21 protein-coding genes and 1 pseudogene are annotated in these 25,204 nt (G+C 62.5%); 16 read left to right on the forward strand and 6 right to left on the reverse strand.

The window, feature by feature from the left end:
- Position 1 precedes the first annotated feature (1 nt).
- Positions 2-355, reverse strand: a complete 354-nt coding sequence (locus NKJ15_RS17360) for a hypothetical protein (RefSeq protein ID WP_023679968.1) — start codon at positions 353-355, stop codon at positions 2-4.
- Positions 356-582: 227 nt separating this feature from the next.
- Between NKJ15_RS17360 and glmS the strand changes: the two genes are divergently transcribed.
- The 4 genes and pseudogenes from glmS to NKJ15_RS17380 all read left to right on the forward strand — a co-directional run bounded on the left by glmS (position 583) and on the right by NKJ15_RS17380 (position 3,878).
- Positions 583-2,406: a glutamine--fructose-6-phosphate transaminase (isomerizing) gene (gene glmS / locus NKJ15_RS17365; RefSeq protein ID WP_352770298.1), complete on the forward strand. Its 1,824-nt coding sequence runs from the start codon at positions 583-585 to the stop codon at positions 2,404-2,406.
- A 32-nt stretch (positions 2,407-2,438) separates the two neighbouring features.
- Positions 2,439-2,707: pseudogene (locus NKJ15_RS17370) on the forward strand (type II toxin-antitoxin system RelE/ParE family toxin).
- Between the two features lie 37 nt (positions 2,708-2,744).
- Positions 2,745-3,044 (forward strand): HigA family addiction module antitoxin, encoded by a 300-nt coding sequence (locus NKJ15_RS17375; protein WP_352540632.1) that lies wholly within the window; start codon positions 2,745-2,747, stop codon positions 3,042-3,044.
- A gap of 81 nt (positions 3,045-3,125) precedes the next feature.
- Positions 3,126-3,878 (forward strand): DUF502 domain-containing protein, encoded by a 753-nt coding sequence (locus tag NKJ15_RS17380; RefSeq protein WP_352471756.1) that lies wholly within the window; start codon positions 3,126-3,128, stop codon positions 3,876-3,878.
- On the opposite strand, the gene recG is transcribed toward NKJ15_RS17380, so the two are convergent.
- Complete coding sequence (gene recG / locus NKJ15_RS17385; RefSeq protein ID WP_352816410.1) at positions 3,830-5,938, reverse strand: ATP-dependent DNA helicase RecG; 2,109 nt, start codon at positions 5,936-5,938, stop codon at positions 3,830-3,832. The genes NKJ15_RS17380 and recG overlap by 49 nt on opposite strands.
- Before the next feature lie 91 nt (positions 5,939-6,029).
- Here recG and NKJ15_RS17390 point away from each other — a divergent pair, with 91 nt between their 5' ends.
- The 6 genes from NKJ15_RS17390 (at position 6,030) to NKJ15_RS17415 (ending at position 13,015) form a co-directional block, all read left to right on the forward strand.
- Positions 6,030-6,317 (forward strand): FAD assembly factor SdhE, encoded by a 288-nt coding sequence (locus tag NKJ15_RS17390; RefSeq protein WP_352471754.1) that lies wholly within the window; start codon positions 6,030-6,032, stop codon positions 6,315-6,317.
- 13 nt (positions 6,318-6,330) lie between these two features.
- Complete coding sequence (gene mfd / locus NKJ15_RS17395) at positions 6,331-9,828, forward strand: transcription-repair coupling factor (protein WP_352816413.1); 3,498 nt, start codon at positions 6,331-6,333, stop codon at positions 9,826-9,828.
- Positions 9,829-10,007: 179 nt separating this feature from the next.
- Positions 10,008-11,381: a class II 3-deoxy-7-phosphoheptulonate synthase gene (locus tag NKJ15_RS17400; RefSeq protein WP_352471752.1), complete on the forward strand. Its 1,374-nt coding sequence runs from the start codon at positions 10,008-10,010 to the stop codon at positions 11,379-11,381.
- Between the two features lie 149 nt (positions 11,382-11,530).
- Positions 11,531-11,950 (forward strand): GFA family protein, encoded by a 420-nt coding sequence (locus NKJ15_RS17405; RefSeq protein ID WP_352471751.1) that lies wholly within the window; start codon positions 11,531-11,533, stop codon positions 11,948-11,950.
- 77 nt (positions 11,951-12,027) lie between these two features.
- The gene (locus NKJ15_RS17410) at positions 12,028-12,387 is read left to right on the forward strand and encodes a diacylglycerol kinase (RefSeq protein WP_352471749.1); all 360 of its coding nucleotides are present in this window, start codon (positions 12,028-12,030) and stop codon (positions 12,385-12,387) included.
- A gap of 40 nt (positions 12,388-12,427) precedes the next feature.
- Entirely contained in the window at positions 12,428-13,015 is a 588-nt protein-coding gene (locus NKJ15_RS17415) for a hemerythrin domain-containing protein (RefSeq protein ID WP_352816417.1), read from the forward strand.
- A gap of 13 nt (positions 13,016-13,028) precedes the next feature.
- Here the strand turns inward: NKJ15_RS17415 and NKJ15_RS17420 are convergent, their stop codons facing one another.
- Together NKJ15_RS17420 and NKJ15_RS17425 are read right to left on the reverse strand one after the other, a co-directional pair.
- Entirely contained in the window at positions 13,029-13,616 is a 588-nt protein-coding gene (locus tag NKJ15_RS17420) for a DedA family protein (RefSeq protein ID WP_352816420.1), read from the reverse strand.
- The gene (locus tag NKJ15_RS17425; RefSeq protein ID WP_023680015.1) at positions 13,613-14,176 is read right to left on the reverse strand and encodes a DUF1003 domain-containing protein; all 564 of its coding nucleotides are present in this window, start codon (positions 14,174-14,176) and stop codon (positions 13,613-13,615) included. Before NKJ15_RS17425 ends, NKJ15_RS17420 begins: the two co-directional genes overlap by 4 nt.
- An 83-nt stretch (positions 14,177-14,259) precedes the next feature.
- Here NKJ15_RS17425 and NKJ15_RS17430 point away from each other — a divergent pair, with 83 nt between their 5' ends.
- The 5 genes from NKJ15_RS17430 (at position 14,260) to gltX (ending at position 20,857) form a co-directional block, all read left to right on the forward strand.
- On the forward strand, positions 14,260-14,973 hold the full coding sequence (locus tag NKJ15_RS17430) for a DNA-3-methyladenine glycosylase I (protein ID WP_352816423.1): 714 nt from the start codon (positions 14,260-14,262) through the stop codon (positions 14,971-14,973).
- 65 nt (positions 14,974-15,038) lie between these two features.
- Positions 15,039-16,721: an NAD+ synthase gene (locus tag NKJ15_RS17435; RefSeq protein ID WP_352471743.1), complete on the forward strand. Its 1,683-nt coding sequence runs from the start codon at positions 15,039-15,041 to the stop codon at positions 16,719-16,721.
- 27 nt (positions 16,722-16,748) lie between these two features.
- On the forward strand, positions 16,749-17,162 hold the full coding sequence (locus tag NKJ15_RS17440; protein WP_352816425.1) for a GNAT family N-acetyltransferase: 414 nt from the start codon (positions 16,749-16,751) through the stop codon (positions 17,160-17,162).
- A gap of 382 nt (positions 17,163-17,544) precedes the next feature.
- A complete protein-coding gene (locus tag NKJ15_RS17445; protein WP_352613797.1) occupies positions 17,545-19,350 on the forward strand; it encodes an ABC transporter ATP-binding protein in 1,806 nt (601 codons plus the stop codon).
- A gap of 133 nt (positions 19,351-19,483) precedes the next feature.
- Entirely contained in the window at positions 19,484-20,857 is a 1,374-nt protein-coding gene (gene gltX, locus NKJ15_RS17450) for a glutamate--tRNA ligase (RefSeq protein ID WP_352816428.1), read from the forward strand.
- On the opposite strand, the gene NKJ15_RS17455 is transcribed toward gltX, so the two are convergent.
- A complete protein-coding gene (locus tag NKJ15_RS17455; protein ID WP_352816430.1) occupies positions 20,775-21,959 on the reverse strand; it encodes a DUF2865 domain-containing protein in 1,185 nt (394 codons plus the stop codon). The two genes, gltX and NKJ15_RS17455, sit on opposite strands and share 83 nt — an antisense overlap.
- A gap of 267 nt (positions 21,960-22,226) precedes the next feature.
- Between NKJ15_RS17455 and NKJ15_RS17460 the strand changes: the two genes are divergently transcribed.
- Positions 22,227-22,847, forward strand: coding sequence for a DUF1287 domain-containing protein (locus tag NKJ15_RS17460; protein ID WP_352816433.1), 621 nt, complete (start codon positions 22,227-22,229; stop codon positions 22,845-22,847).
- Positions 22,848-22,859: 12 nt separating this feature from the next.
- Here NKJ15_RS17460 and NKJ15_RS17465 read toward each other — a convergent pair whose 3' ends face one another.
- Positions 22,860-25,184 (reverse strand): NADP-dependent malic enzyme, encoded by a 2,325-nt coding sequence (locus tag NKJ15_RS17465; RefSeq protein WP_352816436.1) that lies wholly within the window; start codon positions 25,182-25,184, stop codon positions 22,860-22,862.
- Positions 25,185-25,204: the final 20 nt, after the last annotated feature.

Here is a 25,204-nt window from a genome sequence, read left to right on the forward strand (position 1 = left end):
ACTAGCGGAACTCGGCGACAAGCTGGATTTCGCCAACAATTGCATCGTTGAAGGCCGACAGGTCTTCGGCCGGGATCCAGTATTCCAGATGCGCCCGGCTGCCGGCATGCTGGACGCTGTAACGATCCAGAAAGCTGCGACGCACCTCGAAACGCGTCACGAAACCTGATCCGCTCGCGGGCACGTTCCAGTCTCGGGCGATCTGGGTGGCATAGGCCTCGCTGGTAACCGGATAGAAGATCGGCTGATCGGCAAGTCGAGGAGGAAAGGCGCGCATCCCTGCCCTCTGGATCAACTCCAGTTCGCGGGGACCAACCGGACGCCAAAGCGTCACCGTGTCAATTCGTTCGTTCATAGCCGCATCATGTCTTTGACTGATTTCTGGAGCCGTTGAGCCGAGATAGGATACATAAGCGGAGAAACTGAGCAATTGCAGTAACCGGATTGCAAGTGCGCCCTGTCATGGTGCATCTGTGCAGGATAGTCCGGCTGATACCGGACGAAATGGAATGTGATTTTTCGCGACAGCCCGGCAGTCTCTAAATAGCGCCGGGTTTGAGGTCGGAATCGGGGGCAAGCGCCATGTGCGGTATCGTTGGAATTGTCGGTGACTCGCCGGTCGCGCCGCTTATCGTCGATGCGCTGAAAAGGCTCGAATATCGCGGCTATGACTCGGCCGGCGTCGCCACGATCGAGCACGGCAGGCTTGACCGCCGCCGCGCCGAGGGCAAGCTGGTCAATCTCGAGCGCCTGCTGAAGGACGAACCGCTCGACGGCATGATCGGCATCGGCCACACGCGCTGGGCCACGCATGGCGTTCCGAACGAGAGTAATGCGCATCCGCATTTTTCCGACGGCGTCGCCATCGTCCATAACGGCATCATCGAGAATTTCGCCGAATTGCGCGACGAGCTGATGCGCGACGGCTACAGCTTCACCTCGCAGACCGATACCGAAGTCGTCGCGCATCTGGTGGCGCGCGAACTGGCCAGGGGGCTGAAGCCGGTTGAGGCGGCGCACAAGGCGCTGAAGCGGCTGGAAGGCGCCTTTGCGCTCGCCATCATGTTCAAGGGCGACGAGGATCTGATCGTCGGCGCGCGCAATGGCCCGCCGCTCGCGGTCGGTCATGGCGACGGCCAGATGTTCCTTGGCTCCGACGCCATTGCGCTTGCCCCTTTCACCAATTCGATCACCTATCTGGAAGACGGCGACTGGGCGGTGGTGCGCCGCAACGAGGTCGATATCTTCGACATGGGCGGCAACAAGGTCGACCGCAAACGCCAACAGTCGCTCAGCACGAGCTTCATGGTCGACAAAGGCAACCGCCGCCATTTCATGGAAAAGGAAATCCATGAGCAGCCGGAAGTGATCTCGCACACGCTGGCGCATTATGTTGATTTCATCAGCGGCGTCTCGAAGCCGCTCGACCTGCCGTTCGATTTCGCCAAGATCGACCGGCTGGCGATCTCGGCCTGCGGCACCGCCTATCTCGCCGGGCTGATCAGCAAATACTGGTTCGAGCGCTATGCGCGGCTGCCGGTCGACATCGATGTCGCTTCGGAGTTCCGCTATCGCGAGATGCCGCTGTCGAAGAACGATGCCGCTTTCTTCATCTCGCAATCGGGTGAGACCGCCGACACGCTGGCGTCGCTGCGCTACTGCCGCAAGGCCGGCATGAAGATCGGCGCGGTCGTCAATGTGCGCGAATCGACCATGGCGCGCGAATCCGACGTCATCCTGCCGACGTTGGCCGGCCCGGAGATCGGCGTCGCTTCGACCAAGGCGTTCACCTGCCAGCTTTCCGTGCTGGCCTCGCTGGCGGTGCGGGCGGGCGTGGCGCGCGGAACGATTTCGCAGGAGCAGGAGAAAACGCTGATACGCGAGCTGTCGGAAGCGCCGCGTTATGCGAACCAGGTGCTAAAGCTCGACGGGCAGATCGAAAAGGTCGCGCGCGACCTCTCGCACTACAAGAATGTGCTTTATCTCGGCCGCGACACCAATTTTCCGCTGGCCCTGGAAGGCGCGCTGAAGCTCAAGGAAATTTCCTATATCCACGCCGAAGGCTATGCCGCCGGCGAGTTGAAACACGGCCCGATCGCGCTGATCGACGAGAACATGCCCGTCATCGTCATCGCCCCGCATGACCGTATCTTCGAAAAGACCGTCTCGAACATGCAGGAGGTGGCGGCGCGCGGCGGCAAGATCATCCTGATCACCGACAGCAAGGGCGCCGCGCACGCCACGGTGAAGACGATGGAGACGATCGTTTTGCCGGACGTGCCGGAAATCATCTCGCCGATCATCTACGCACTGCCGATCCAGATGCTCGCCTATTTCACCGCCGTGTTCATGGGCACGGATGTCGACCAGCCGCGCAATCTGGCGAAATCGGTAACGGTGGAATGATCGGTTCCAAACGGCTACCGATAGGGTCCAAGTTGATCGTTTCGTTCAAAGGCAAAGCGGTGGAAGCGGTTGCCGAGGGGAAGGCACCGAAAGGTTTTCCACCGGATCTGGTTGCCCGTGGCGAACGTCGTCTTCGAGCGATCGAAAACGCCGGACAATTGAACGATCGCCACCCGGAAATCGCCTTGAAGCCCTGAAGGGAGCAGAGCTGGGCAGCATTCAATTCGTATCAACGACCAATGCCTGCTTCAAATGGACCAACGCTGGCGCCGAAGAGGTGGAGATCGTCGACTACCATTGAGCGGGCACTTGCCCTAAACCCTTGAGGTCTCTGAACCATGCTCAAGTTCGTACGTCCAATTCACCCCGGAGAGTTCCTGCGCGAGGAATATCTCGTCCCGCTCGGTATGAGTGCCGGTGCGCTGGCGAAGAAGCTCAATCTTCCTCGTACCCGTATCGAACGCATTGCCAAGGAAGAGATCGGCCTGACTCCTGATACCGCGCTTCGCCTCGCCAGGCTCTTCAACACCACGCCGGAATTCTGGATGAATTTTCAGCAGGCTTATGAACTTGAAACCGAGGCGAAGAAACTCGCACCGGAGCTCGAGAAGATCGAACCGCTGGAAGCCGCGGCATAGTTGATCTTTTAAAAACTTCGCCATTCCAAAGCGCCTTGGGGTTCAGTAGTGTCGCGCTGCAAACACACGCTGCGGTGAACCATGTCGGATGCTCTCAAGACCTCAGGCATGACCCGGCTGAGAAACTATTTCCTGACCGGCTTCGTCGTTTGCGCGCCGCTGGCGATTACCGCCTACATTGCCTGGTCGCTGATCGGTTGGGTCGATTCCTGGGTGAAACCCTACATTCCGGTACGCTACAATCCGGACACCTACCTGCCGTTTCCAGTGCCGGGTTTTGGGCTGATCGTTGCCTTGATCCTCATCACCTTCATCGGCTTTATGACCGCCAATATCGTTGGCCGCGCCATCGTCAATTTCGGCGAGCGCCTGCTTGGCCGCATGCCGCTGGTGCGCGGCATCTACCGTTCGCTGAAGCAGATTTTCGAGACAGTGCTGTCGAACAAGGGCGACATGTTCCGGCAGGTCGGGTTGGTCGAATATCCGCGCAAAGGGGTCTGGTCGCTTGTCTTCGTCGCCAGCGAGAAGGAAACCGAGATCAACCAGAAGCTCGACCGGGAAGGCGATCCGCTGATTGCCGTGTTCATGCCGTGTACGCCCAACCCGACGACCGGCTTTCTGATGTATGTGCCGAAATCCGACATTGTGCTGCTCGACATGACAATCGAGGACGGAGCCAAGCTGATCGTGTCGGCCGGCCTGGTGGCGCCAGCTGTCAAAATGGTGACGGTGAACGGCGAGCATATCCACGGCGCGCTTGCCAATCCTCCGCTCGACACGATGCCTCAGCCGGCACGCAGGAGCCGCACGGCCTCGTCGCGGCCGAACAGATAGAGCAACAGGCGCAGCGCCGTGCCGCGTTCGGACTGCAGTTCCGGATCGCGCGACAGGATCAGCCGCGCATCGTCGCGAGCGGCCTCGAGCAGGTCGGCATGCACCTCGATGCGCGCCACCTGGAAGCCCGGCGTGCCAGACTGGCGAGTGCCGAGCAACTCGCCTTCGCCGCGCAGCTTCAGATCCTCTTCGGCGATACGGAAGCCGTCCTCGGTCTCGCGCATCACCGACAAACGGCGTTTTGCCGTCTCGCCGAGCGGGTCCTTGTAGAGCAGCACACAGGATGAAGGCTTGTCGCCACGCCCGACCCGGCCACGCAATTGGTGCAACTGGGCGAGGCCAAAACGCTCGGCATGCTCGATGACCATGATCGTCGCATCAGGCACATCGACGCCGACCTCGATGACGGTGGTGGCGATCAGGATACGGGTGTCGCCCTGCTTGAAGGCGCGCATCGCCTCGTCTTTGTCGGTGCCTTTCATGCGGCCGTGCACCAGGCCGATGCGGTCGCCGAACAGCGGCTTCAGCGAGGCAAAACGGTCCTCGGCCGACATCAGCTTGATCTCCTCGGATTCCTCGATCAGCGGACAGATCCAGTAGATTTTCTGGCCATCGGCGACGGCGTCGAGCATGCGTCCGATCAGTTCGTCGAGCCGTTCAAGCGGCAAGGTGACGGTGCGGATCGGCTGGCGGCCGGCCGGCTTTTCCGTCAGCTTCGACACATCCATGTCGCCGAATGCAGTCAGCACCAGCGTCCGCGGTATCGGCGTTGCTGTCATCACCAGCATGTCGGGCGCATCGCCCTTGGCGGTAATGGCAAGGCGCTGATGGACGCCGAAACGGTGCTGCTCGTCGACGACGGCGAACACGAGGTCACGGAACGTCACCGTTTCCTGGAACAGCGCATGGGTGCCGACGACGATGTCGATGTCACCATTGGCCAGCCCGGTCAGCGTGTCGGCACGCTCGCGGCCCTTTTCGCGACCTGTGAGGACGGCGACACGCAGGCCGGCCCGTTCCGCCAACGGCGCAATTGTTGCCAGATGCTGGCGCGCCAGGATTTCGGTCGGCGCCATCAATGCCGCCTGGCCGCCGGCCTCGACGGCACGCGCCATGGCAAGCAGCGCGACCACCGTCTTGCCGGAGCCGACATCGCCCTGCAAAAGGCGCAGCATGCGTTCGGGGTCACCGAGATCGGCGTTGATTTCGGCAAGCGCCATTTCCTGCGACATGGTCAACGAATAGGGGAGTGCCACGCGCAGTTGTTCGACTATGCGGCCGTCGCCGACCAATGGCCGGCCAGATAATCGGCGGACCTTGGCCCGCACCAGCGCCAGCGATACCTGGCCGGCCAAGAACTCGTCATAGGCAAGGCGCCGCCACGCTGCGCCGTCGACGGAGACGTCGATCGGGTCGGCAGGATTGTGGATGCGGTTGAGCGCATCGCTGAAAGCAGGAAAGGCATGGCGGCGCCGGAACTCACCGTCCTGCCATTCGGGCAGCACCGGCAGGCGGGCCAGCGCCTGGCCGATGGCCCGGCGCAGTACCTTGCCCGAGAGCCCGGCGGTCAGCGGATAGACCGGCTCGACCAGCGGCAGGTTTTCCGCGTCGTCGGCAAGTGCGATATGGTCGGGGTGAACCATGGTCGGGCGGCCGTTGAACCATTCCATGCGGCCGGAGACGACGACATGCTCGCCTACGGGCATTGCTTTTTCGAGATAGGCGGCATGGGCATGGAAGAAGGTCAGCGCGATCTCGCCGGTGTCGTCATGGGCGTAGACCCGGTAAGGGACCGACCTGTTGCCGCGTGGCGGCGGCTGGTGGCGGTCGATGCGGACGTCGAGCGTAACGATGGCGCCTTCCGCCGAGCCGGCGATGCCAGGCCGGTTGCGGCGGTCGATGACAGTATGCGGCAGCACGAACAAGAGATCCCCGGCGCGCGCGGCCCGGTCGCCGAGGTCGGCTGCTACGACTTTTTCGATCAGGGCGCCAACTTTTGGCCCGACCCCGGCAAGCGAGGTGATCGGGACAAACAGCGGATCGAGGAGGGAGGGACGCATGATGTCAGCTTATGTTGCGGCGACTGTAGCGCAAGGCTGACACCGCCTTCTATCCACGCTATATGCGCCGCCTGGGCAAGGATGTTGCAAGATGACCGGAACGAAACGATCAAGCGAGGGGCTCGATGCCCGCCGCCGCAAGCTTCTGTTTCGTTCGTGGCACCGCGGCATGCGCGAGATGGACCTTATACTCGGCAGCTTCGCCGATGCCGAGATCGGCGCCTTGACCGGCGACGAAATCGACCAATATGAGAGGCTCCTCGACATTCCCGACACCGAATTCCTGCCTCTCGTCACTGGCGAACGCCCGGTTCCGGCGGATATCGACTGTACCGTCCTGCAAAAAATCCTGGCTTCGCGCCGGGAGATGACCTTCTGAACAACGTGTAGCCATGAGCCTTATCCCTACGATCGGTCTGCCGAAAGGCCGCGCCGGCCAGTTCATCGTCGATGGCGTCGCCGACGGCTACGAAGCCTTTGCGCTGGTGCAGGCTGCGCACGAGATCGCCCCTGACAAGCCGGTGCTGTTCGTGGCGCGCGACGGCCAGCGTCTGCCGGCGATCGTCGAGGCGCTTGCCTTTGCCGCGCCGGGCCTGCCGGTGCTGGAACTGCCGGCCTGGGACTGCCTGCCTTACGACCGCGTCTCGCCCGGCGCCGACGCCGCCGCAAGGCGGCTCGATGCGCTGGCAGCGATGATCGCGCTGGCGAAGAAGCCGCACCGCGCCGTCATTCTCACCACCGCGAACGCCTTGCTTCAACGCATTCCGCCGGCGGAACTCGTCGAGGCGCAGACCTTTCACGCCAAGCCCGGCAACCAGATCGACATGAACGCGCTGGTGTCACGGCTGGAGACTTCCGGCTTCGAGCGGGTGCCGACGGTGCGCGGCATCGGCGAATTTGCCGTGCGCGGCGGCATTCTCGATCTCTTCGCGCCCGGCTGGACGGAGGCACTGCGCCTCGATTTCTTCGGCGATACGCTGGAATCGATCCGCGTCTTCGACAGCGCAACCCAGCGCACCATCGGCCAACGCAAGTCGATGGCGCTGCAGGCGATGAGCGAGGTGGCGCTGACGCCGGAAACCATCAGCCGCTTCCGCCGCGCCTACATCGAAGCCTTTGGCGCGCCCTCGCGCGACGATGGGCTCTATGCGGCGGTCAGCGAGGGCAGGCGGTTTGCCGGCATGGAGCACTGGCTGCCGTTCTTCTATGAGCGGCTGGAAACCGTGTTCGATTACCTGCCGGATGCGCCCGTGGTGTTTGATCATCTGGCGCATGAGGCACTGGCCGAGCGCCACACTCTGATCCTCGATCATTACGAGGCGCGAAAAAAACAGGCCGACGGCGCCTTGAAGGATGCCGTGCCCTACAAGCCGGTGTCGCCGGATCAGCTTTATCTGTCGCCCGAGAACCTGATTGCCTCGCTTGGTCCGCGCGAAGCGATCGACTTCACCTCCTTCGACGCGCCCGATGCCGGTGCGAAAAAGGTGTTCCATGCCGGCTCGCGCCATGGCCGCAGCTTCGTCGAGGAACGCGCCGACCCTAACGCCAACGTCTTCGACGTCGTCGTCAAACACATTTCCGACGAGCGCGCTGCACGCCGCCGTGTCGTCGTCGCCGGCTGGACTGAAGGTTCGCTCGACCGGCTCGGCCAGATCCTGGTCGAGCATCACCTTGGCAATCTGGAGCCGGTGGCGACGCTTGCCGAAGCCGAAAGGCTTGAGCCAGGGCAGGCGGCCCTGGCCGTGCTGCCGCTCGAATCCGGCTTCGAGACCGAGAAACTGGTCGTCGTCGCCGAGCAGGACATTCTCGGCGACCGGCTGATCCGGCGCTCGAAGCGCAAGAAGCGCGCGTCCGACTTCATCGCCGAGGCTTCGGCATTGTCTTCAGGCGATATCGTCGTGCATGCCGACCATGGCATTGGCCGCTTCATCGGGCTGCGCACCATCGAGGCGGTCGGTGCGCCGCACGATTGCCTTGAAATCCACTATGCCGGCGACGATCGGCTGTTCTTGCCGGTGGAAAACATCGAGCTGCTGTCGCGCTATGGCTCGGATTCGGCCGAGGCGACGCTCGACAAGCTTGGCGGCGGCGCCTGGCAATCGCGCAAGGCACGGCTGAAGAAACGCCTGCTCGACATGGCCGGGCAGCTGATCCGCATCGCCGCCGAGCGACAAATGCGGGCCGCGCCGGCGCTGGTGTCGGCGGAAGGCCTCTATGGCGAGTTTGCGGCGCGTTTCCCCTATGAAGAAACCGACGACCAGCAAACGGCAATCGATTCGGTCATGGGTGATCTGGGCGCTGGAAAGCCGATGGATCGGCTGATCTGCGGCGATGTCGGCTTCGGCAAGACCGAAGTCGCGCTTCGTGCCGCCTTCATCGCGGCGATGGAAGGCTTTCAGGTCGCGGTGGTGGTGCCGACGACATTGTTGTCGCGCCAGCATTTCAAGACCTTCTCGCAGCGCTTCTCCGGCCTGCCGATCCGCGTTGCCCAGGCCTCGCGGCTGGTCGGCGCCAAGGAACTGGCCGAGACCAAGAAGGGCGTCGCCGAAGGCCAAGTCGACATTGTCATCGGCACGCACGCACTGCTCGGCTCCTCGATCTCGTTCAAGAATCTCGGCCTGCTGATCATCGATGAGGAGCAGCATTTCGGCGTCAAGCACAAGGAGCGGCTGAAGGATCTCAAGACCGACGTCCACGTTCTGACGCTGTCGGCGACGCCGATCCCGCGAACGCTTCAGCTTGCCTTGACCGGGGTGCGTGAGCTGTCGCTGATCGCCACGCCGCCGGTCGATCGCATGGCCGTGCGTACCTTCATCTCCCCTTTCGATCCGCTGGTCATCCGCGAGACGCTGCTGCGCGAGCGCTACCGTGGCGGCCATTCCTTCTACGTCGTACCGCGTATCAGCGATCTCACGGAAATCCATGATTTCCTGCGCGAATCCGTGCCTGAGCTGAAAGTGGCGGTGGCCCACGGCCAGATGCCGCCCGGCGAGCTCGACGATATCATGAATGCCTTTTATGACGGCCAGTACGATGTGCTTTTGTCGACCACCATCGTCGAATCCGGCCTCGATATACCGACCGCCAATACGCTGATCGTACACCGCGCCGACATGTTCGGCCTGTCTCAGCTCTATCAGTTGCGTGGCCGCGTCGGCCGTTCGAAGGTGCGCGCCTATGCGCTGTTCACTCTGCCCGCCAACCGCAAGCTAACCGATACAGCCGAGCGTCGGCTGAAAGTGCTGCAATCGCTCGATACGCTAGGCGCCGGTTTCCAGCTGGCCAGCCACGACCTCGACATCCGCGGCGCCGGCAATCTGCTTGGCGAAGAGCAGTCGGGCCACATCAAGGAGGTCGGCTTCGAGCTCTACCAGCAGATGCTGGAGGAGGCGGTGGCCGAAGTGAAGGATTCCGGCGAGGTGCAGGACGGCGGCTGGTCGCCGCAGATCGCCGTCGGCACGGCGGTGATGATCCCGGAAAGCTACGTCCCGGATCTGCAGCTCAGGCTGGCGCTCTATCGCCGTCTTGGCGATCTCGAAAATACGGAAGAGATCGATGCTTTCGGCGCCGAGCTGATCGACCGGTTCGGACCGTTGCCGGAAGAGGTAAAGCATCTGTTGAAGATCGTCTTCATCAAGGCGCTTTGCCGCAAGGCCAACGTGGAGAAGCTCGACGCCGGGCCGAAAGGTGTCGTCGTCCATTTCCGCAAGCGGGAATTCCCCAATCCGGTCGGGCTGGTCAAGCTCATCGGCGAACAGGGCTCGCTGGCCAAGATCCGACCCGACCAGAGCGTCGTCTTCAGCCGTGACTGGGCGACGCCCGAGAAGCGGCTGGCTGGCTCAGCGGTTGTCATGACGCAGCTGGCGCGGCTGGTGGAGAAGGCGGCGTAGCAGCGCGTGGCTGGTGCTCTGGGCACAGCCGCATCGGCACTTTCGCAGTGCCGTGCTCATTCGCCACGCGACCACTTCCGGTCTAGAATAGGAAATCGGCTTCGTGTATGGAGCCGCGACCCCATATGGGGCGGATTGGCGGGCGATGGCGTCCGTGTGAAAGAGCGTTAGGTGCTTCGATGACGAAATGGTCGCCGAATTCGTGGAGAGCCAAGCCGATCCAGCAGGTTCCTGCCTATCCGGATCTTGCCGCGCTGAGGAACACGGAAGCCCAGCTTGCCACGTTTCCGCCGTTGGTTTTTGCAGGTGAGGCACGCAAGCTGAAGAAGCAGCTTGCAGCCGTCGCTGCCGGTGACGCATTCCTTCTGCAGGGCGGCGATTGCGCCGAGAGCTTCGCCGAGCATGGCGCCGACAATATCCGCGACTTCTTCCGCGTCTTCCTGCAGATGTCGGTGGTGCTGACCTTCGCCGGCGCCCAGCCGGTGGTGAAGGTCGGCCGTGTCGCCGGCCAGTTCGCCAAGCCGCGCTCGTCCGACAATGAGACCAAGGGCGGTGTAACGCTGCCGAGCTATCGCGGCGACATCATCAACGGCATCGAGTTCGACGCCAAGTCGCGCATTCCCGATCCTGCAAGACAGGAGATGGCGTACCGCCAATCGGCGGCGACGCTCAACCTTTTGCGTGCCTTCGCCCAGGGCGGCTACGCCAGCCTGGAGAACGTGCATCAATGGATGCTCGGCTTCGTGTCCGACAGCCCGCAGGGCGAGAAATACGAATCGCTCGCCAACCGCATCACCGAGACGATGGACTTCATGAAGGCCGTCGGCATCACCTCGGAGACCAATTACGCGCTGCGCGAGACGGATTTCTACACCAGCCACGAAGCGTTGCTGCTCGGCTACGAGGAGGCGCTGACCCGCGTCGATTCGACCTCCGGCGACTGGTACGCCACCTCTGGCCACATGATCTGGATCGGTGATCGCACGCGCCAACCCGACCATGCCCATGTCGAATACTGCCGCGGCATCAAGAACCCGCTCGGGCTGAAATGCGGTCCGTCGCTGACGCCGGATGGCCTGTTGCAGCTCATCGACCTGCTCAATCCGGAGAACGAGCCCGGCCGGCTGACGCTGATCGCCCGCTTCGGCTCCGACAAGGTTGCCGACCATCTGCCCAAACTGGTGCGCGCGGTGCAGAAGGAAGGCCGCAGCGTGGTGTGGTCGTCCGACCCGATGCATGGCAATACGATCGAGGCCGCCGGCTACAAGACACGGCCGTTCGACCGCATCCTGAAGGAAGTGCAGACCTTCTTCGAGGTGCACCGCGCCGAAGGCACGCATCCGGGCGGCATCCACATCGAGATGACCGGCAAAAACGTCACCGAGTGCACCGGTGGTGCCCGCGCCATCACCGCCGAAGAACTGCAGGACCGCTACCACACCCATTGCGATCCGCGCCTCAATGCCGATCAGGCGATCGAGTTGGCGTTCCTGGTCTCCGATCTGCTCAAGAAGACCCATCCGGTCCAGCACAAGCAGGCCGTTAACGGCTGATATGATCTGAACTTTGATGTCATTGAAGAAGCGCCGGGCGAAAACCGGCGCTTTTTGTATTCAATCCCGCCGGTGTCGCATTTGCTCGTGCCTAACGCGCGCAAAACCGGAATCCTGCCAGGCGATGGCAATTGCATCGGGAGGCCGACATGGCTGACAGTCACACCGGATCATGCTTGTGCGGGGCAGTGCGGTTCAAGACACGAGGACCGCTACGCGGTGTCATCTACTGCCATTGCTCGCAGTGCCGGAAGCAGAGCGGGCATTTTTATGCGGCGACCAACGTTGCCGACCGCGACATTACAATCACCGGCGCGGAGAGCATCACCTGGTACGAGGCCTCTTCGTTCGCCAGGCGCGGCTTCTGCAAGACATGCGGCTCTCTGTTGTTCTGGAAGCCGAGCGATGACGGCTATGTTTCGGTGATGGCAGGGCTGTTCGACGCGCCAACTAGGCTCCAAGGCGAATGTCATATCTTCGTCGGCGACAAGGGCGATTATTACGCCATCGATGACGGGCTGCCGCAGTTCGAGAAGTCGACGCCGTCGATCAAGGTGGCAGACGGCTGATTCTTTGCAGAGGCCGCCTTATTCCCTTGGTCCAGCCATTGCGCTATCCCCTGCCGGTGATTCCGAAGGGTTTTGGCATGCAGCGACTGATCGACGCTTTTTACAATTCGGTGCGGGCGTTTCGCAAACTGGCCGCCGGCGAGGAGGCCTTCCAGCTGGAGCTGACGCTGCTCGTGCTTGCCTTGCCGCTCGGCTGGTTCCTTTCGGAATCGTGGCGCGGCTATGCGTTGCTGATCGGCGCGGTGCTGCTCATGATCATGATCGAGGTGCTGAACACCGGCATCGAGGCGGCATGCGACGCGTTCAGCCGCGAATTCAACGTCGATATCCAACTGGCCAAGGATTGCGGTTCGCTGGCGGTGCTGATTTCGGTGGTGATCGCTGCCGGGGTATGGGGCGTCGCCGTCATCGAGCGGATCCTCGGGGTACCGATCTGACGTTTCAGACACTACATGCCGGTCAACTGAGGGGCCCGACATGGCCGATACCACCGGATTTCTGTTGCTTGAACGTGACGGCCTGCCGGACGATCTGCACTGGCTGGTCGAAAAATTTCCGCGCGAGGACTGGCAGGCGCATGCCAATATCCACGGCATAGCCAATATGTGGCTGCAGCGGCACGACATGTTCCGCGAGCTTGGCGGCATGCTCACCAATGGTATCGGCGATTATCGAGAAAGTAGGCTGAACGCGCCGGAATTCGCGCGCTGGTTCGCGCCGCGCCTCAACCATTTCCTCGGCAATCTCGACGGCCATCACAATGTCGAGGACCATCATTATTTCCCGGTCTTCGCCAGGGCCGAGACCCGTCTGAAGCGCGGCTTCGAGATTCTCGATGCCGATCACCACACAATCCATGAGGGACTGGAGCGCAATGCCGAGGCGGCAAATGCCTTCATCCGCACGCTTCAGGAGAGCGAAGACAAACAGCGTTTCGCCGCCGATGCCTATGCCGACGAGAACGGCCGGTTGATCGCCATGTTGACCCGGCATCTTGCCGACGAGGAAGACCTGATCATTCCGCTGATCCTCGAGAAGGGTGATCGTGCGCTCGGCATTGATTGACGATGATTGACGATCAGCTTCCCTTGTGGAGTTCCTTCTTGGCGACGATATGGGCCGCGAGCCAGCCGAGGATGGCCACAACGAGGCCGATTGCCAGAGCGATCAGTAATCGCTCGTGACGAGCCAGCGCTTGGCCGACGATGTGCTCCGCGCCCAGCCCGAAGACATAACCGACAGTGCAGAACAGTGCCGCCCAGACCACCGATGAGATGGCGTTGAGGATGACGAAGCGCGCCGCCGCAATGCCCGACAGCCCGGCGGCGATGCCGCCGACCAGGCGGAGGCCATAGATGTAGCGGTTCGACAGCACGAAAATGTTGGGATGAGAAGTGACAAGGCGGGAGGCGTGGCTGAAGCCCGGCCGGGCTCGGAGCCTGATCACGAATTTATGGTCGGCGAAGCTCCGTCCCAAGATGAAGAAGAACGTGTCGCCACCGAAGGCGCCGAGCGCGGCTGCGAGAAATGCCTGCCACGGGATGAAGACATGCTGATGCGCAAAAAAACCGCCAAGAATTGCGGCGCTTTCGCCCTCTGCGACGCAGCCCAGAAAAACCGCGACCAATCCATATTGCTCAATGAGACGATGGATGACTTCCGTCATGAAGACGTTCGCTGCTTCGACAGAATGTCGTCGATGCGCTTCACCTGCTCGGCCAGCCGGGCGATCTCGTCTCGCATGCCGATGATCTGGCTGTGGCGCAGTTCGTCGAGCTTTTCGTGTAACGCCATGATCTCGATCTCGGCCTTGAGATTAACCTCATAGTCGTGGGCGGCGTCGATTCGATCGCGCTCCGTCTGGCGGTTTTGCGCCATCATGATCACTGGCGCCTGCAGGGCGGCAACCATGGAAAGCACGAGATTGAGGAAGATGAAGGGATAGGGATCGAAGGCGGCGCGCGACAAGAGCCAGACATTGCCTGCCGTCCACAGGATCAGGAAGCCAATGAATGCCAGGATGAAGGACCAAGAGCCGCCGATCCGGGCGATGGTGTCGGCCAGGCGATCTCCAAACGTCTGGTGAAAGGCGACGGCCTTGTTGGTGTCCTTGGAGATCGTGGTGCGCTCGAGCGTAGATTGCAGTACCCGGCTTTCGAGCGCGCTGAGGCCGTCCGGCTTTCGCTTCAGCCAGCGGCTTGCCAGGTCCTCGATCGTTTTGTTCATCGTCGCCTCCGTCGTCCGCGATGAGGTAGAAGCTGCCGGTTCCTACGGGAAGTGGTAGATTGACGCGATGGGGTCAGGAAACAATGGTGGATTTTCAGAAAATTCGCGCCCGTGCAGCGAAGCGCAAAGGCGGTGAGGCAGCGCTGACGTCGCTGCTGGGTCCTATGCCCGACAATGCCGCGGTGGCAAAGATTGCGGACGACCGGATCCTGTCGACTATGGCCGAGCGGGTTTTTGCCGCCGGCTTTGTCTGGCGCGTCATCGAGCAGAAATGGCCGGGTTTCGAGGAAGCATTTCTTGGCTTCGAGCCGAAGCGGCTGCTGTTCCAGCCTGACGATTTCTGGCACGATCTCACAGCCGACAAGCGCATCGTCCGCAATCCGCAGAAGATCAAATCCGTACGCGACAACGCAGCCTTCGTCGAGCGCGTGTCGAAGGAGCATGGCAGCTTCGGCAAGTTCCTGGCCAATTGGCCGGCGGATGACCAGGTCGGATTGATGGCCTATCTCGGCAAGCATGGCAGCCGGCTCGGCGGCAATACCGGCCAGTATTTTCTGCGCTGGCTGGAGTGGGACGCCTTCATCGTCTCGGCCGACATGGCGGCAGCGCTGCGCGACGCCGGGCTCGACCTCGCGCAGAGCCCGACATCGAAGAAGGACCTGGGCAAGATCCAAGTGCAGATAAACGCCTGGGCGGCGGAAACCGGACTGCCGCGCCGGCACATTTCGCGCATTCTGGCAATGTCGATCGGCGAGAACCATCCGCCGGAAGCCTTGCGCGAATATATGGGCGACTAGGATCGACTGTTTGGTCCAAACGAACGCCATTGCCCGACAAATTTTGCCGCGCTAAACCCACGGGCATGACAGACAAGACCGCTCCAGACATATTGCGCATCGCCGTCGCCCAGCTCAATCCGACGGTCGGCGACGTCGCCGGCAATCTTGCCAAGGCACGCGAGGCGAGGGCGGATGCCGCCCGCCAAGGCGCCGACCTCGTGCTGTTTACCGAGCTTTTTCTTGCCGGCTATCCGCCTGAGGATCTGGTGCTGAAGCCCGCCTTCCTGAAGGCCTGCGAGCGGGCGGCGGAGGATTTCGCCGGCGATACCGCCGACGGCGGCCCGGGTTTCGTCATCGGCACGCCGTTGAAGCGCAAGACCGGCACGCACAATTCGATCATCTTTGCCGATGGCGGCAAGATCCTTGCCGAACGCTACAAGCTCGATCTGCCGAATTACGGTGAGTTCGACGAGAAGCGCGTCTTCCAGGCCGGTCCCGAGATCCAGGGGCCGGTCAATTTCCGCGGCGTGCGCGTGGGAGTGCCGATCTGCGAAGATATCTGGGGCGAGGTTGCCGTCTGCGAGACGCTGGCCGAAAGCGGCGCGGAAATCCTGCTGGTCCCGAACGGCTCGCCCTATTACCGCGGCAAGGTCGACGTCCGCCACCAGATCGTCATCCGCCAGATCATCGAATGCGGACTGCCGATTATCTATGCCAACCAGCTTGGCGGCCAGGACGAGCTGGTTTTCGATGGCGCATCGTTTGCCATAGGTTCTGACAAGACGCTGGCCTTCCAGATGAGCCAGTTCGAGGAGACGGTCAACGTCACCACCTGGAAGAGAAAGAATGACATCTGGGTCTGCTCTGACGGACCGATGTCGAAAATCCCGGAGAAGGAGGAGGCCGACTACCGCGCCTGCATGTTGGGCCTGCGCGATTACGTCAACAAGAACGGCTTCAAGAATGTCGTGCTCGGCCTCTCCGGCGGCATCGATTCGGCGATCTGCGCGGCACTTGCCGTCGACGCGCTCGGCGAGGAACGGCTGCGCGCCGTGATGATGCCTTACCGCTACACTTCGAAGGACTCGCTCAAGGATGCCGAGGACTGCGCCCGCGCACTCGGCTGCCGCTACGATATCGTGCCGATCTTCGAGCCGGTCGAAGGTTTCCTGCACGCGCTGACGCAGCTTTTCGAGGGCACCAAGGAAGGTATTACCGAGGAGAACCTGCAGAGCCGTGCACGTGGCACTATCCTGATGGCGATTTCCAACAAGTTCGGCTCGATGGTGGTCACCACCGGCAACAAAAGCGAGATGTCGGTCGGCTACGCGACGCTCTACGGCGACATGAATGGCGGCTTCAATCCGATCAAGGATCTTTACAAGATGCAGGTCTATGCGTTGTCGCGTTGGCGCAACGCGCATGTGCCGCCGGGTGCGCTCGGTCCGTCCGGCGAGGTGATCCCGACCAACATCATCGACAAGGCGCCCTCGGCGGAACTGCGAGAGAACCAGACCGACCAGGATTCGCTGCCGCCCTATCCAGTGCTCGATGACATATTGGAGTGTCTGGTCGAGAACGAGATGGGCGTCGACGAGATCGTTGCGCGCGGCCATGACCGGGCGACGGTGGCGCGTGTCGAGCACCTGCTTTACGTCGCAGAATACAAGCGCCGGCAGGCGGCGCCCGGCGTGAAGATCACCAGGAAGAACTTTGGCCGCGACCGCCGTTATCCCATCACCAACCGGTTCAGGGATCGCGGGTAGGCCATTGGCCTGCGTAACGGTTTAGCCATGGCCAACCTTGAAATTAGCTTTGACCTGTCGCGGATCGACTTCCGGGCGACATCCGACATTTTGAAGGCGAGCTATTGGGGCAGCGGCCGCAGCGATGAACTGCACCGCCGCGCTTTTGCCAACTCACTGTGCGTCGGCGCCTATGTCGGCGGCAATCAGGTCGGCTTCGGCCGGGCGATCACCGACCGTACGGTATTTGCCTATCTCGCCGACATAATTGTCTGGCCCGCGTATCGCGGACAAGGCATCGGAACCCGGCTTGTCGAGGCGCTTATCGACCACTCGGACGTCAAGACGGTCACGCATTGGAGCCTGTCGACCAACGACGCCCATGCGCTTTACGAAAAGCTCGGCTTCAGGCCTTCCACCGACGGCCGCTATATGCGCTTCGACCGTATCCCGGCAACCTGAACAGAGGCAGCGCACAACCCGCGATTGTTGCAAAATCGTCTCACTGCTTGGACCAGATGCGCTTTTGGCTATCTACTGACTTGGCGCGGCGTTGACGCGTCTCTATAAACACCTCTCCGCGATTCCCCTTCAGGAGGAACCGAATGCCAGGATTTGACATCGTTATGCGAGGCCGCGAAGCCTAGGTCTTGGTCAGTGCGCCGCGAGATAGCCTCGCGGCAAGGCTGAACCGAGGCAGGTATTTCGCCGCTGCCGGTCGCCGCCCCTCTACAGGGCCGCCAAATACGCCAAACCTCCGCATCTCCGGGCGCCAAACGGCGCCGACGCGGTTTTTCAATTTCTACTTTCGTGGGATCGGGCTCGTTTGCGCCCGAATGACATCATGACTCGTTTTCGAATAGATTTGCGCGCGGGCGCCTTTCGCAGCGTTCTTGGCTTCACGCTCAGCCATTGGCGGTGTCAGCCGTGGCGGCTTGCCGGCATTATGGGCACATTCCTGCTGTCGACCTTGGCCGACGTGCTGACGCCGCTCTATTCCGGCCGGCTGGTGGATGCCGTCGCCAGCAGTGCTGCGGCCGACGATGTTGCGTGGAACGCGGCGACAGCGGCCTTTTCGATGCTGGTGGCCCTGGCGCTCACCGGTGTCGTGCTGCGCAATCTCGCCTTCATGGCCATTGTCGAGCTGACGTTGAAGATGATGGCGGATATCGCCGCCGACGCCTTCCACCGCGTCCAGCGCTTCTCCACCGACTGGCACGCCAACAGCTTCGCCGGATCGACGGTGCGCAAGATAACGCGCGGCATGTGGGCGCTCGACCTGCTCAACGACACGATCCTGATCGCGCTGCTGCCATCGGTCGTCATGCTCGTCGGCTCGACGCTGCTGCTTGGCTGGTTCTGGCCGCTGATGGGTGCTGTCGTCGCCACCGGTTCGGTTCTGTTCATCGCGGTGACGACGATGCTGTCGCTTGGCTATGTCGCGCCCGCGGCAAGGCTTGCCAATGCGTGGGATACACGGCTCGGCGGCTCGCTGGCCGACGCGGTAAGCTGCAACGCCGTGGTCAAGGGTTTTGGCGCCGAGGAACGCGAGGAGACGCGGCTTGCCGAGGTCGTCGCCAAATGGCGCGGTCGCACGCGCCGCACCTGGATGCGCGGCACCGTCAACGGCACCACGCAAGGGACGATGCTGCTGCTTTTGAGGGCAGCGGTCATCGGGTTCTCCCTGCTGTTGTGGTCGTGGGGGCAGGCGAGCGCCGGCGATGTCGCCTTCGTGCTGACCTCATTCTTCGTGCTGCAAGGCTATCTGCGCGACATCGGCACACATATCCGCAATCTGCAGCGCTCGATCAACGACATGGAGGAACTGGTCGACTTCCAGTCCGAACCACTCGGCATCGAGGATCGGCCCGGAGCCAAACCGATCCGGATCACCGATGGCCGTATCACCTTCGACAATGTCACGTTCCACTATGGCAGCCACCGCCTGCCGCTCTATCGCGACTTTTCGGTGGACATCGCGCCGGGCGAACGGGTTGGGCTGGTTGGCCATTCGGGCTCCGGCAAGACGACATTCGTCAAGCTGATCCAGCGCCTCTACGACGTGACTGCGGGCAATATCCTGATCGACGGCCAGGATATTGCGAATGTGGCGCAGGCGTCGCTGCGCGCACAGATCGCAATCGTCCAGCAGGAGCCGATCCTGTTTCACCGGTCGCTGGCCGAAAACATCGCCTATGCTCGGCCGGCCGCCACGCAGGCCGAGATCGAGCACGCGGCGCGATTGGCCAGCGCGCATGACTTCATTGCCAATTTGCCGAAAGGCTATGGCACGCTGGTCGGCGAGCGTGGCGTAAAGCTATCGGGTGGTGAGCGTCAGCGCGTTGCAATCGCACGCGCCTTTCTTGCCGATGCGCGCATTCTCATCCTGGATGAGGCAACGTCGAGCCTCGATTCGGAATCGGAGGTGCTGATCCAGCAGGCGATGGAGCGGTTGATGGTCGGCCGCACGACGCTGGTCATTGCCCACCGGCTGTCGACGGTGCGGGCGCTGGACAGGCTTTTGGTGTTCGATCGCGGCCGCATCGTCGAAGAGGGCTCGCATGACCAACTGATCCGGCTGCAAGGCGGCATCTACCGCCGGCTGTTCGAACGCCAGGCGCTTGAACTGACCAAAGGCCTGGTGATCTGACGGTTGCGGTGCCGCGCGTCTTGATAGACGTGCGGCGCTGCAGTCTTTTCTTCGCCTTTGTCATGTTCTATGTCTGCCGCCGAGCGCGGGGGCGCGTCTTGTCAACAGCAAAACCATCCGGTACGCCCCGCTCATGACAGTTACCGTCCGTTTCGCCCCGTCACCGACCGGCCGCATCCATATCGGCAATGCGCGCACCGCTTTGTTCAATTGGCTGTTCGCCATCAAGAACAAAGGCCGCTTCATCCAGCGCTTCGACGACACCGACGTCGCCCGTTCGACGCAGGAGTTTTCCGACGCTATCCTCTATGACCTGCATTGGCTGGGCATCTTCCCCGATGCCACGGAGTACCAGTCGCGGCGGGTCGAAATCTACGATGCCGCACTGGAGAGGCTGAAGGAGGCGCGCCTCGTCTATGCTTGCTATGAGACGCCTGAAGAGCTCGACCTGAGGCGCAAGGTGCGCCGCACGCGTGGCCTGCCGCCAGTCTATGGCCGCGAGGCGCTGACGCTGGCACCCGAGCAGGTGGCGGAATATGAGGCCGATGGCCGGCGGCCGCACTGGCGCTTTCTGCTGCCCAACTTCAGCAGCGATCCGCTACAGCCGGAGCGCACCGAAATCCACTGGAACGACCTGGTGCGCGGCGAAGAGACCGTCGACCTCGCCTCGCTTTCAGACCCGGTTCTGCGGCGTGAGGACGGCACCTACCTCTACACATTGCCTTCGGTTGTCGACGACATCGACATGGGCGTCAGCCATGTCATTCGCGGCGACGACCACGTCACCAATACCGGCGTCCAGATAGCCCTGTTCCGATCACTTGGCGCGGAGCCGCCGGTGTTCGGCCACCACAATCTCCTGACAACGGCATCAGGCGAGGGACTTTCGAAGCGCACCGGCGCGCTGTCCATCCAGAGCCTGCGTGAGAGCGGCATCGAGCCGATGGCGATCGCTTCGCTGGCGGTGCTCGTCGGCACCTCGGAAAACGTCGTGGCGGTGCCAACGATGGCCGAGCTAGTCGAGCGCTTCGATCCGGCTGCAACATCGAAATCCGCCGCCAAATTCGACCCGGACGAACTCTTCGTGCTCAACCGCACGCTGCTGCATCACATGCCGTTTTCCGAGGCGCGCGACCGGCTGATCGTGCTCGGCATCTCCGGCGAACAGGCCGAGTCTTTCTGGCTGGCCGTGCGCGGCAATCTCGACAGGCTGGCCGATGCGGCGATCTGGTGGCGTACGCTTCGAGACGGTCCAGAGGAGCCGGCGGAGTTTTCCGACGAGGACCGCGACTTTCTTCGCCAGGCATTCGAGTTGCTGCCGGAAGAGCCTTGGAACGGCACCGTCTGGAAGGACTGGACGGGCAAGATCCGAGCGGCGAGCGGCCGTAAGGGCAAGGCGCTGTTCATGCCGCTCAGGCTGGCGCTTACGGGACAGCCTTCGGGTCCGGAGCTTGCAGATCTGTTGCCGCTGCTGGGTCGGGAAGGAACGTTGGCCCGACGACCCTGACCTTGCGCTGCTCCGGCGGCGGCAGCGATGTCGGCGAGGGCACAGGTTTGACAGCAAGGCGTCTGATCGCCCCACGGTCGAGGCCGTCTTGCGCATTGGCCAAGGACTCCGGGTCGGCGCCCGGATCAGGCCTGGCAACCGGCAGCGGAATGAACGGGGTACTCTCTACATTCGCCTCGGATTGTTCCCGGGTTGGCGGGTTGCCGGCGATGATCTCGAAATTCTGCGCGGCGTTGCAGCCGCAGGTCGGCGGCCGCGGCATGTCGGATTGCTTGTAGAGGTAGGCCGTCGGCAGTTCGATATAAGGCCTGCCCGTCACCGAAGACGTCATGGACGCCGAATCGCTGTTCATGCCGCGCGTGTAGAAAACCTGCATCTCGGTGCCGGGGCAGCTCGATTCGCAATTCTTCTGATCGCGCTCGAAATCGCCCAGCGAGGCAGCATTCGACATCGGGAAGAAATAGCCGTCGCAGGTCCGCACACACATGGTGCGGAATTCGCCTTGGGGCTGGCCCATGTCGGCGCTGTTGAGCACGGTGCGGATGTTGCCCGGCTGGCTCAGTTCTTCAGCCTGGTCGGCCTCTTCGGGCTGACTGCCCAAAAGCTGGTCGAGCAGGTTTCGCTTGCCGTTTTCACGGCTGGCTTCGCGGACCGGCGCGGGCGTCCGCGCCGCCGCATCATCGCGGCAGCCATTGGCGTCAAGCAACGTCAATATGCGCGCACGATCACGTCGCGAACCACCGCCGGCAAGGTCGCCGCGCTTGGCCTGCAGGGCGTCGAGATTGGCTGCCATGCGATCGATGGTGGCGTCGAGTGCTGCGCATGCGTTGGCGTTGCGGCGAGACAGCGAAAAGCCGCAGCCGGCGCTGCTGGCCTGCCTGACGGCCTTTGAAATCTGCTGGCGCTGCCGGACGATTGCGTCGTCATATTTCCTGAGCAATGCCGGTTTGCCGCCGCCACCACGAGAAGCGGCGGCAAGATCGGCTTCAAGCTGGCGGCAGAGGCGGGAAGCGGCCTGTGCCTGAGTGGCGGCAATGCCGCACAGCACCACGGCGCCGAGCAGCGCAGCGGCCCGCGTCAGCTTCCAACTTGCGCCCGTCATCCCTCCGGAACTCCGACTGCCTGTCGTTCAGAAAGCTACCGCGCTTGCGGTTAACCGTTTGTTTAGCATACCGCCGATTCCGCCGTCAGCCCAAATCGGCGATGGCTTGCGCCTTGTGCGCGGCTTCGATCACGACCGGTGCTGTCATTTCGACCACGCCACACTGCGTATTCGGACAGAGCCAGAACCGCGACGTCCTGGCGCTGCACGAAAAAGGCGTATTCGCCCAGAAGAATGCCTGGATTCAGTAACGCCCGGAGGCTTGGCATGACCGCGATTACCCGTCGAGCCGCGCTGCAGTTTGGTCTTTTGTGCCTGGCGATGCCGGATGCCATGGCGCAGCAAAAGCCCATCGCGCTGGATTGGGGTACCAGATTGGTTGAAGCTGCCCGTGAGCAGATCGGCGTCACCACACTCTACGATCCGACCTATACACGCCTGGCCTATCCGGGCGGGGACGTTGGGCCCGAGCGGGGTGTTTGCACGGATGTCGTGATCCGTGCCTATCGCCGCGCCTTCGATCTCGACCTGCAAAAATTGGTGCATGAGGATATGCGGGCCAATTTTGCCGCCTATCCGAAGGCTTGGGGCCTGAAAGCGCCGGACCGCAACATCGACCACCGCCGTGTGCCCAATCTTGCGGTCTATTTCGAGCGGCGCGGTGCCACCTTGCCCGTCAGCCAAGACCCCGCCGATTATCGGCCTGGGGATCTCGTCGCCCAGATGCTGCCCGGCAATCTGCCGCATATTGCCATCGTGTCGTCCAATCGCTCCACATTGGTACCGACAAGAAGACTGGTCATTCACAATATCGGCGGCGGCGCCAGGGAAGAGGACACTTTGTTTGCCTTCAGGCAGACAGGGCATTTCCGGTTCAAGCCAGTCTGAGAAAGCCCGCGGCTATCCCAGTTCGACGATGGCTTGCGCCTTATGCGCGGCTTCGACCACTGCCAGTGCGGTCATGTTGACGACGCCGCGCGAGGTGACCGACGGCGTCAATATGTGCGCCGGGCTGTCGGTGCCGAGCAGGATCGGGCCGACATGCAGCGCGTCCATCATCGTGCGCAGCGCGGTCAGCGTGATGTTCGCCGAATCGAGATTGGGGAACACCAGCAGATTGGCTTCGCCCTTCAGCCGCGAATGCGGATAGACGCGCTGGCGCAGCTGCTCCGACAGTGCCGAGTCGGCATGCATCTCGCCGTCGCATTGCAGGTCGGGCGCGATGCGCGCCAGGATCGCCGCCGCCTGCCGCATCTTCATGGCGCTTGGCGAATCGCGGGAGCCGAAATCCGAATGCGAAAGCAGGGCTGCCTTGGGCTCGATGCCAAAACGCTGAATCTCCTCGGCCGCCAGAACGGTCATCTCCGCAATCTCCTCGGCGGTCGGATCGACGGAGACATGGGTATCGGTGAGGAAGATGATGCCGCGCTGCGAAATCAGCATGGAAAGCGTCGACAGGTCGCGATCCCTAATGCCGGCGCGTGGCCCGATGATCAGCGTGACGTTGCGCAAATGGCGCTCGAAACGGCCCTCAAGGCCGCAGACCATGGCGTCGGCGTCGCCGCGCTTCAGGGCAAGGGCGGCGATCACCGTATTGTCGGTGCGCACCATGGTGCGTGCCGCTTCCGTAGTCACCCCACGGCGGCCGGCAAGCTCGATCAAAAGGTCGACATAGTGGCGGTAACGCGGATCGTCTTCCGGGTTGATCAGGCCGAAATCGACGCCCGGCTTGATGCGCAGCCCATAGCGTTTCAACCGCACGTCGATGACGTGCGGGCGGCCGATCAGGATCGGTTCGGCAATGCCTTCCTCGAGCACGACCTGCGCGGCGCGAAGCACGCGCTCGTCCTCGCCGTCGGCATAGATGACGCGCTTGGCGCTCGACGTCTTGGCCATCGAGAACACGGGCTTCATGACCAGGCCGGAGCGGAAGACGAAGCGGTTCAGCTTGTCGATATAGGCGGCGAAATCGGTGATCGGCCGGGTCGCGACGCCGGTCTCGCAGGCCGCCTTGGCAACGGCGGGGGCAATGCGCAGGATCAGCCGCGGATCGAAAGGCGAGGGGATCAGGAACTCCGGGCCGAAGATCGGCGTCTCGCCGGAATAGGCGCGCGCGGCAACGTCGGACGGCTCTTCGCGGGCAAGCGCTGCGATCGCCCGAACGGCGGCCATTTTCATCTCTTCGTTGATGGCACTTGCGCCGCAATCCAGCGCGCCACGGAAGATGTAAGGAAAACAGAGTACGTTATTGACTTGATTGGGGAAATCGGAGCGGCCGGTGCAGATCATCGCATCGGGTCGCGCCGCCCGTGCCGCTTCCGGCATGATCTCGGGATTGGGGTTGGCCAGCGCCAGGATCAGCGGCTTTGGCGCCATGTGGTGCAGCAATTCCGTCTTCAGCACGCCGGCGGCAGACAGGCCGAGAAACACGTCGGCGCCGGGCAGAACGTCGGCCAGCGTGCGCGCCTCGGTGTCCTTCACATAGGGGTCTTTCCAGCGGTCCATCTCCTCGACGCGGCCCTTATGGGCGACCCCGAACCGGTCGGTGACCCAGATGTTTTCGACCCGCGCGCCGAGCGAGACCAGTAGGTTGAGGCAGGCAAGCGCCGCAGCACCAGCGCCCGACGTGACGATCTTGATATCCGAGATGGACTTGCCGGCGAATTCCAGCCCGTTGAGCACGGCGGCGGCGACGATGATGGCGGTGCCGTGCTGGTCGTCATGGAAGACTGGTATGCCCATGCGGGCTTTCAACTGCTCCTCGACCTCGAAGCATTCGGGCGCCTTGATGTCTTCCAGGTTGATGCCGCCGAAGGTTGGTTCCAGCGCCGAGATCGTCTCGACCATGCGCTCGATGCCCGGTGCGTCGATCTCGATGTCGAAGACATCGATGCCGGCGAACTTCTTGAACAGCACCGCCTTGCCCTCCATCACCGGCTTGGAGGCGAGCGGACCGATGTTGCCGAGGCCCAGCACCGCCGAACCGTTGGTGACAACGCCGACCAGATTGGCACGGGCTGTATAGTCGGCGGCGGTTGCCGGGTCGTCGCGGATTTCAAGGCAGGGGGCGGCGACCCCCGGCGAATAGGCAAGCGCCAGGTCGCGCTGATTGCCCAGTGGCTTCGTCGCCTGGATTTCCAGCTTTCCGGGACGGGGGTGCTTATGGAAATAGAGCGCTGCTTCGTCGAGATCGGATCGAGCCGCCTTCTTGCTTTCGCCTGTCATGACGGCCGCCTCCTCAGTTC

Origin of the sequence: Mesorhizobium sp. M0207, from assembly GCF_040321995.1 — a bacterium.
Taxonomy (GTDB): Bacteria; Pseudomonadota; Alphaproteobacteria; order Rhizobiales; family Rhizobiaceae; genus Mesorhizobium.

Excerpts from the sequence above, each read along its gene's own strand:
- recG (WP_352816410.1), bottom strand. The coding sequence starts at position 5,938 with ATGCGTCCCTCCCTCCTCGATCCGCTGTTTGTCCCGATCACCTCGCTT.
- NKJ15_RS17375 (WP_352540632.1), top strand. The coding sequence starts at position 2,745 with ATGCTCAAGTTCGTACGTCCAATTCACCCCGGAGAGTTCCTGCGCGAG.
- NKJ15_RS17410 (WP_352471749.1), top strand. The coding sequence starts at position 12,028 with ATGCAGCGACTGATCGACGCTTTTTACAATTCGGTGCGGGCGTTTCGC.
- NKJ15_RS17460 (WP_352816433.1), top strand. The coding sequence starts at position 22,227 with ATGACCGCGATTACCCGTCGAGCCGCGCTGCAGTTTGGTCTTTTGTGC.
- NKJ15_RS17415 (WP_352816417.1), top strand. The coding sequence starts at position 12,428 with ATGGCCGATACCACCGGATTTCTGTTGCTTGAACGTGACGGCCTGCCG.
- NKJ15_RS17400 (WP_352471752.1), top strand. The coding sequence starts at position 10,008 with ATGACGAAATGGTCGCCGAATTCGTGGAGAGCCAAGCCGATCCAGCAG.
- NKJ15_RS17360 (WP_023679968.1), bottom strand. The coding sequence starts at position 355 with ATGAACGAACGAATTGACACGGTGACGCTTTGGCGTCCGGTTGGTCCC.
- NKJ15_RS17390 (WP_352471754.1), top strand. The coding sequence starts at position 6,030 with ATGACCGGAACGAAACGATCAAGCGAGGGGCTCGATGCCCGCCGCCGC.
- NKJ15_RS17440 (WP_352816425.1), top strand. The coding sequence starts at position 16,749 with ATGGCCAACCTTGAAATTAGCTTTGACCTGTCGCGGATCGACTTCCGG.
- gltX (WP_352816428.1), top strand. The coding sequence starts at position 19,484 with ATGACAGTTACCGTCCGTTTCGCCCCGTCACCGACCGGCCGCATCCAT.
- NKJ15_RS17420 (WP_352816420.1), bottom strand. The coding sequence starts at position 13,616 with ATGACGGAAGTCATCCATCGTCTCATTGAGCAATATGGATTGGTCGCG.
- NKJ15_RS17425 (WP_023680015.1), bottom strand. The coding sequence starts at position 14,176 with ATGAACAAAACGATCGAGGACCTGGCAAGCCGCTGGCTGAAGCGAAAG.
- NKJ15_RS17445 (WP_352613797.1), top strand. The coding sequence starts at position 17,545 with ATGACTCGTTTTCGAATAGATTTGCGCGCGGGCGCCTTTCGCAGCGTT.
- NKJ15_RS17430 (WP_352816423.1), top strand. The coding sequence starts at position 14,260 with ATGGTGGATTTTCAGAAAATTCGCGCCCGTGCAGCGAAGCGCAAAGGC.
- NKJ15_RS17455 (WP_352816430.1), bottom strand. The coding sequence starts at position 21,959 with ATGACGGGCGCAAGTTGGAAGCTGACGCGGGCCGCTGCGCTGCTCGGC.
- NKJ15_RS17380 (WP_352471756.1), top strand. The coding sequence starts at position 3,126 with ATGTCGGATGCTCTCAAGACCTCAGGCATGACCCGGCTGAGAAACTAT.
- NKJ15_RS17405 (WP_352471751.1), top strand. The coding sequence starts at position 11,531 with ATGGCTGACAGTCACACCGGATCATGCTTGTGCGGGGCAGTGCGGTTC.
- NKJ15_RS17465 (WP_352816436.1), bottom strand. The coding sequence starts at position 25,184 with ATGACAGGCGAAAGCAAGAAGGCGGCTCGATCCGATCTCGACGAAGCA.
- mfd (WP_352816413.1), top strand. The coding sequence starts at position 6,331 with ATGAGCCTTATCCCTACGATCGGTCTGCCGAAAGGCCGCGCCGGCCAG.
- glmS (WP_352770298.1), top strand. The coding sequence starts at position 583 with ATGTGCGGTATCGTTGGAATTGTCGGTGACTCGCCGGTCGCGCCGCTT.
- NKJ15_RS17435 (WP_352471743.1), top strand. The coding sequence starts at position 15,039 with ATGACAGACAAGACCGCTCCAGACATATTGCGCATCGCCGTCGCCCAG.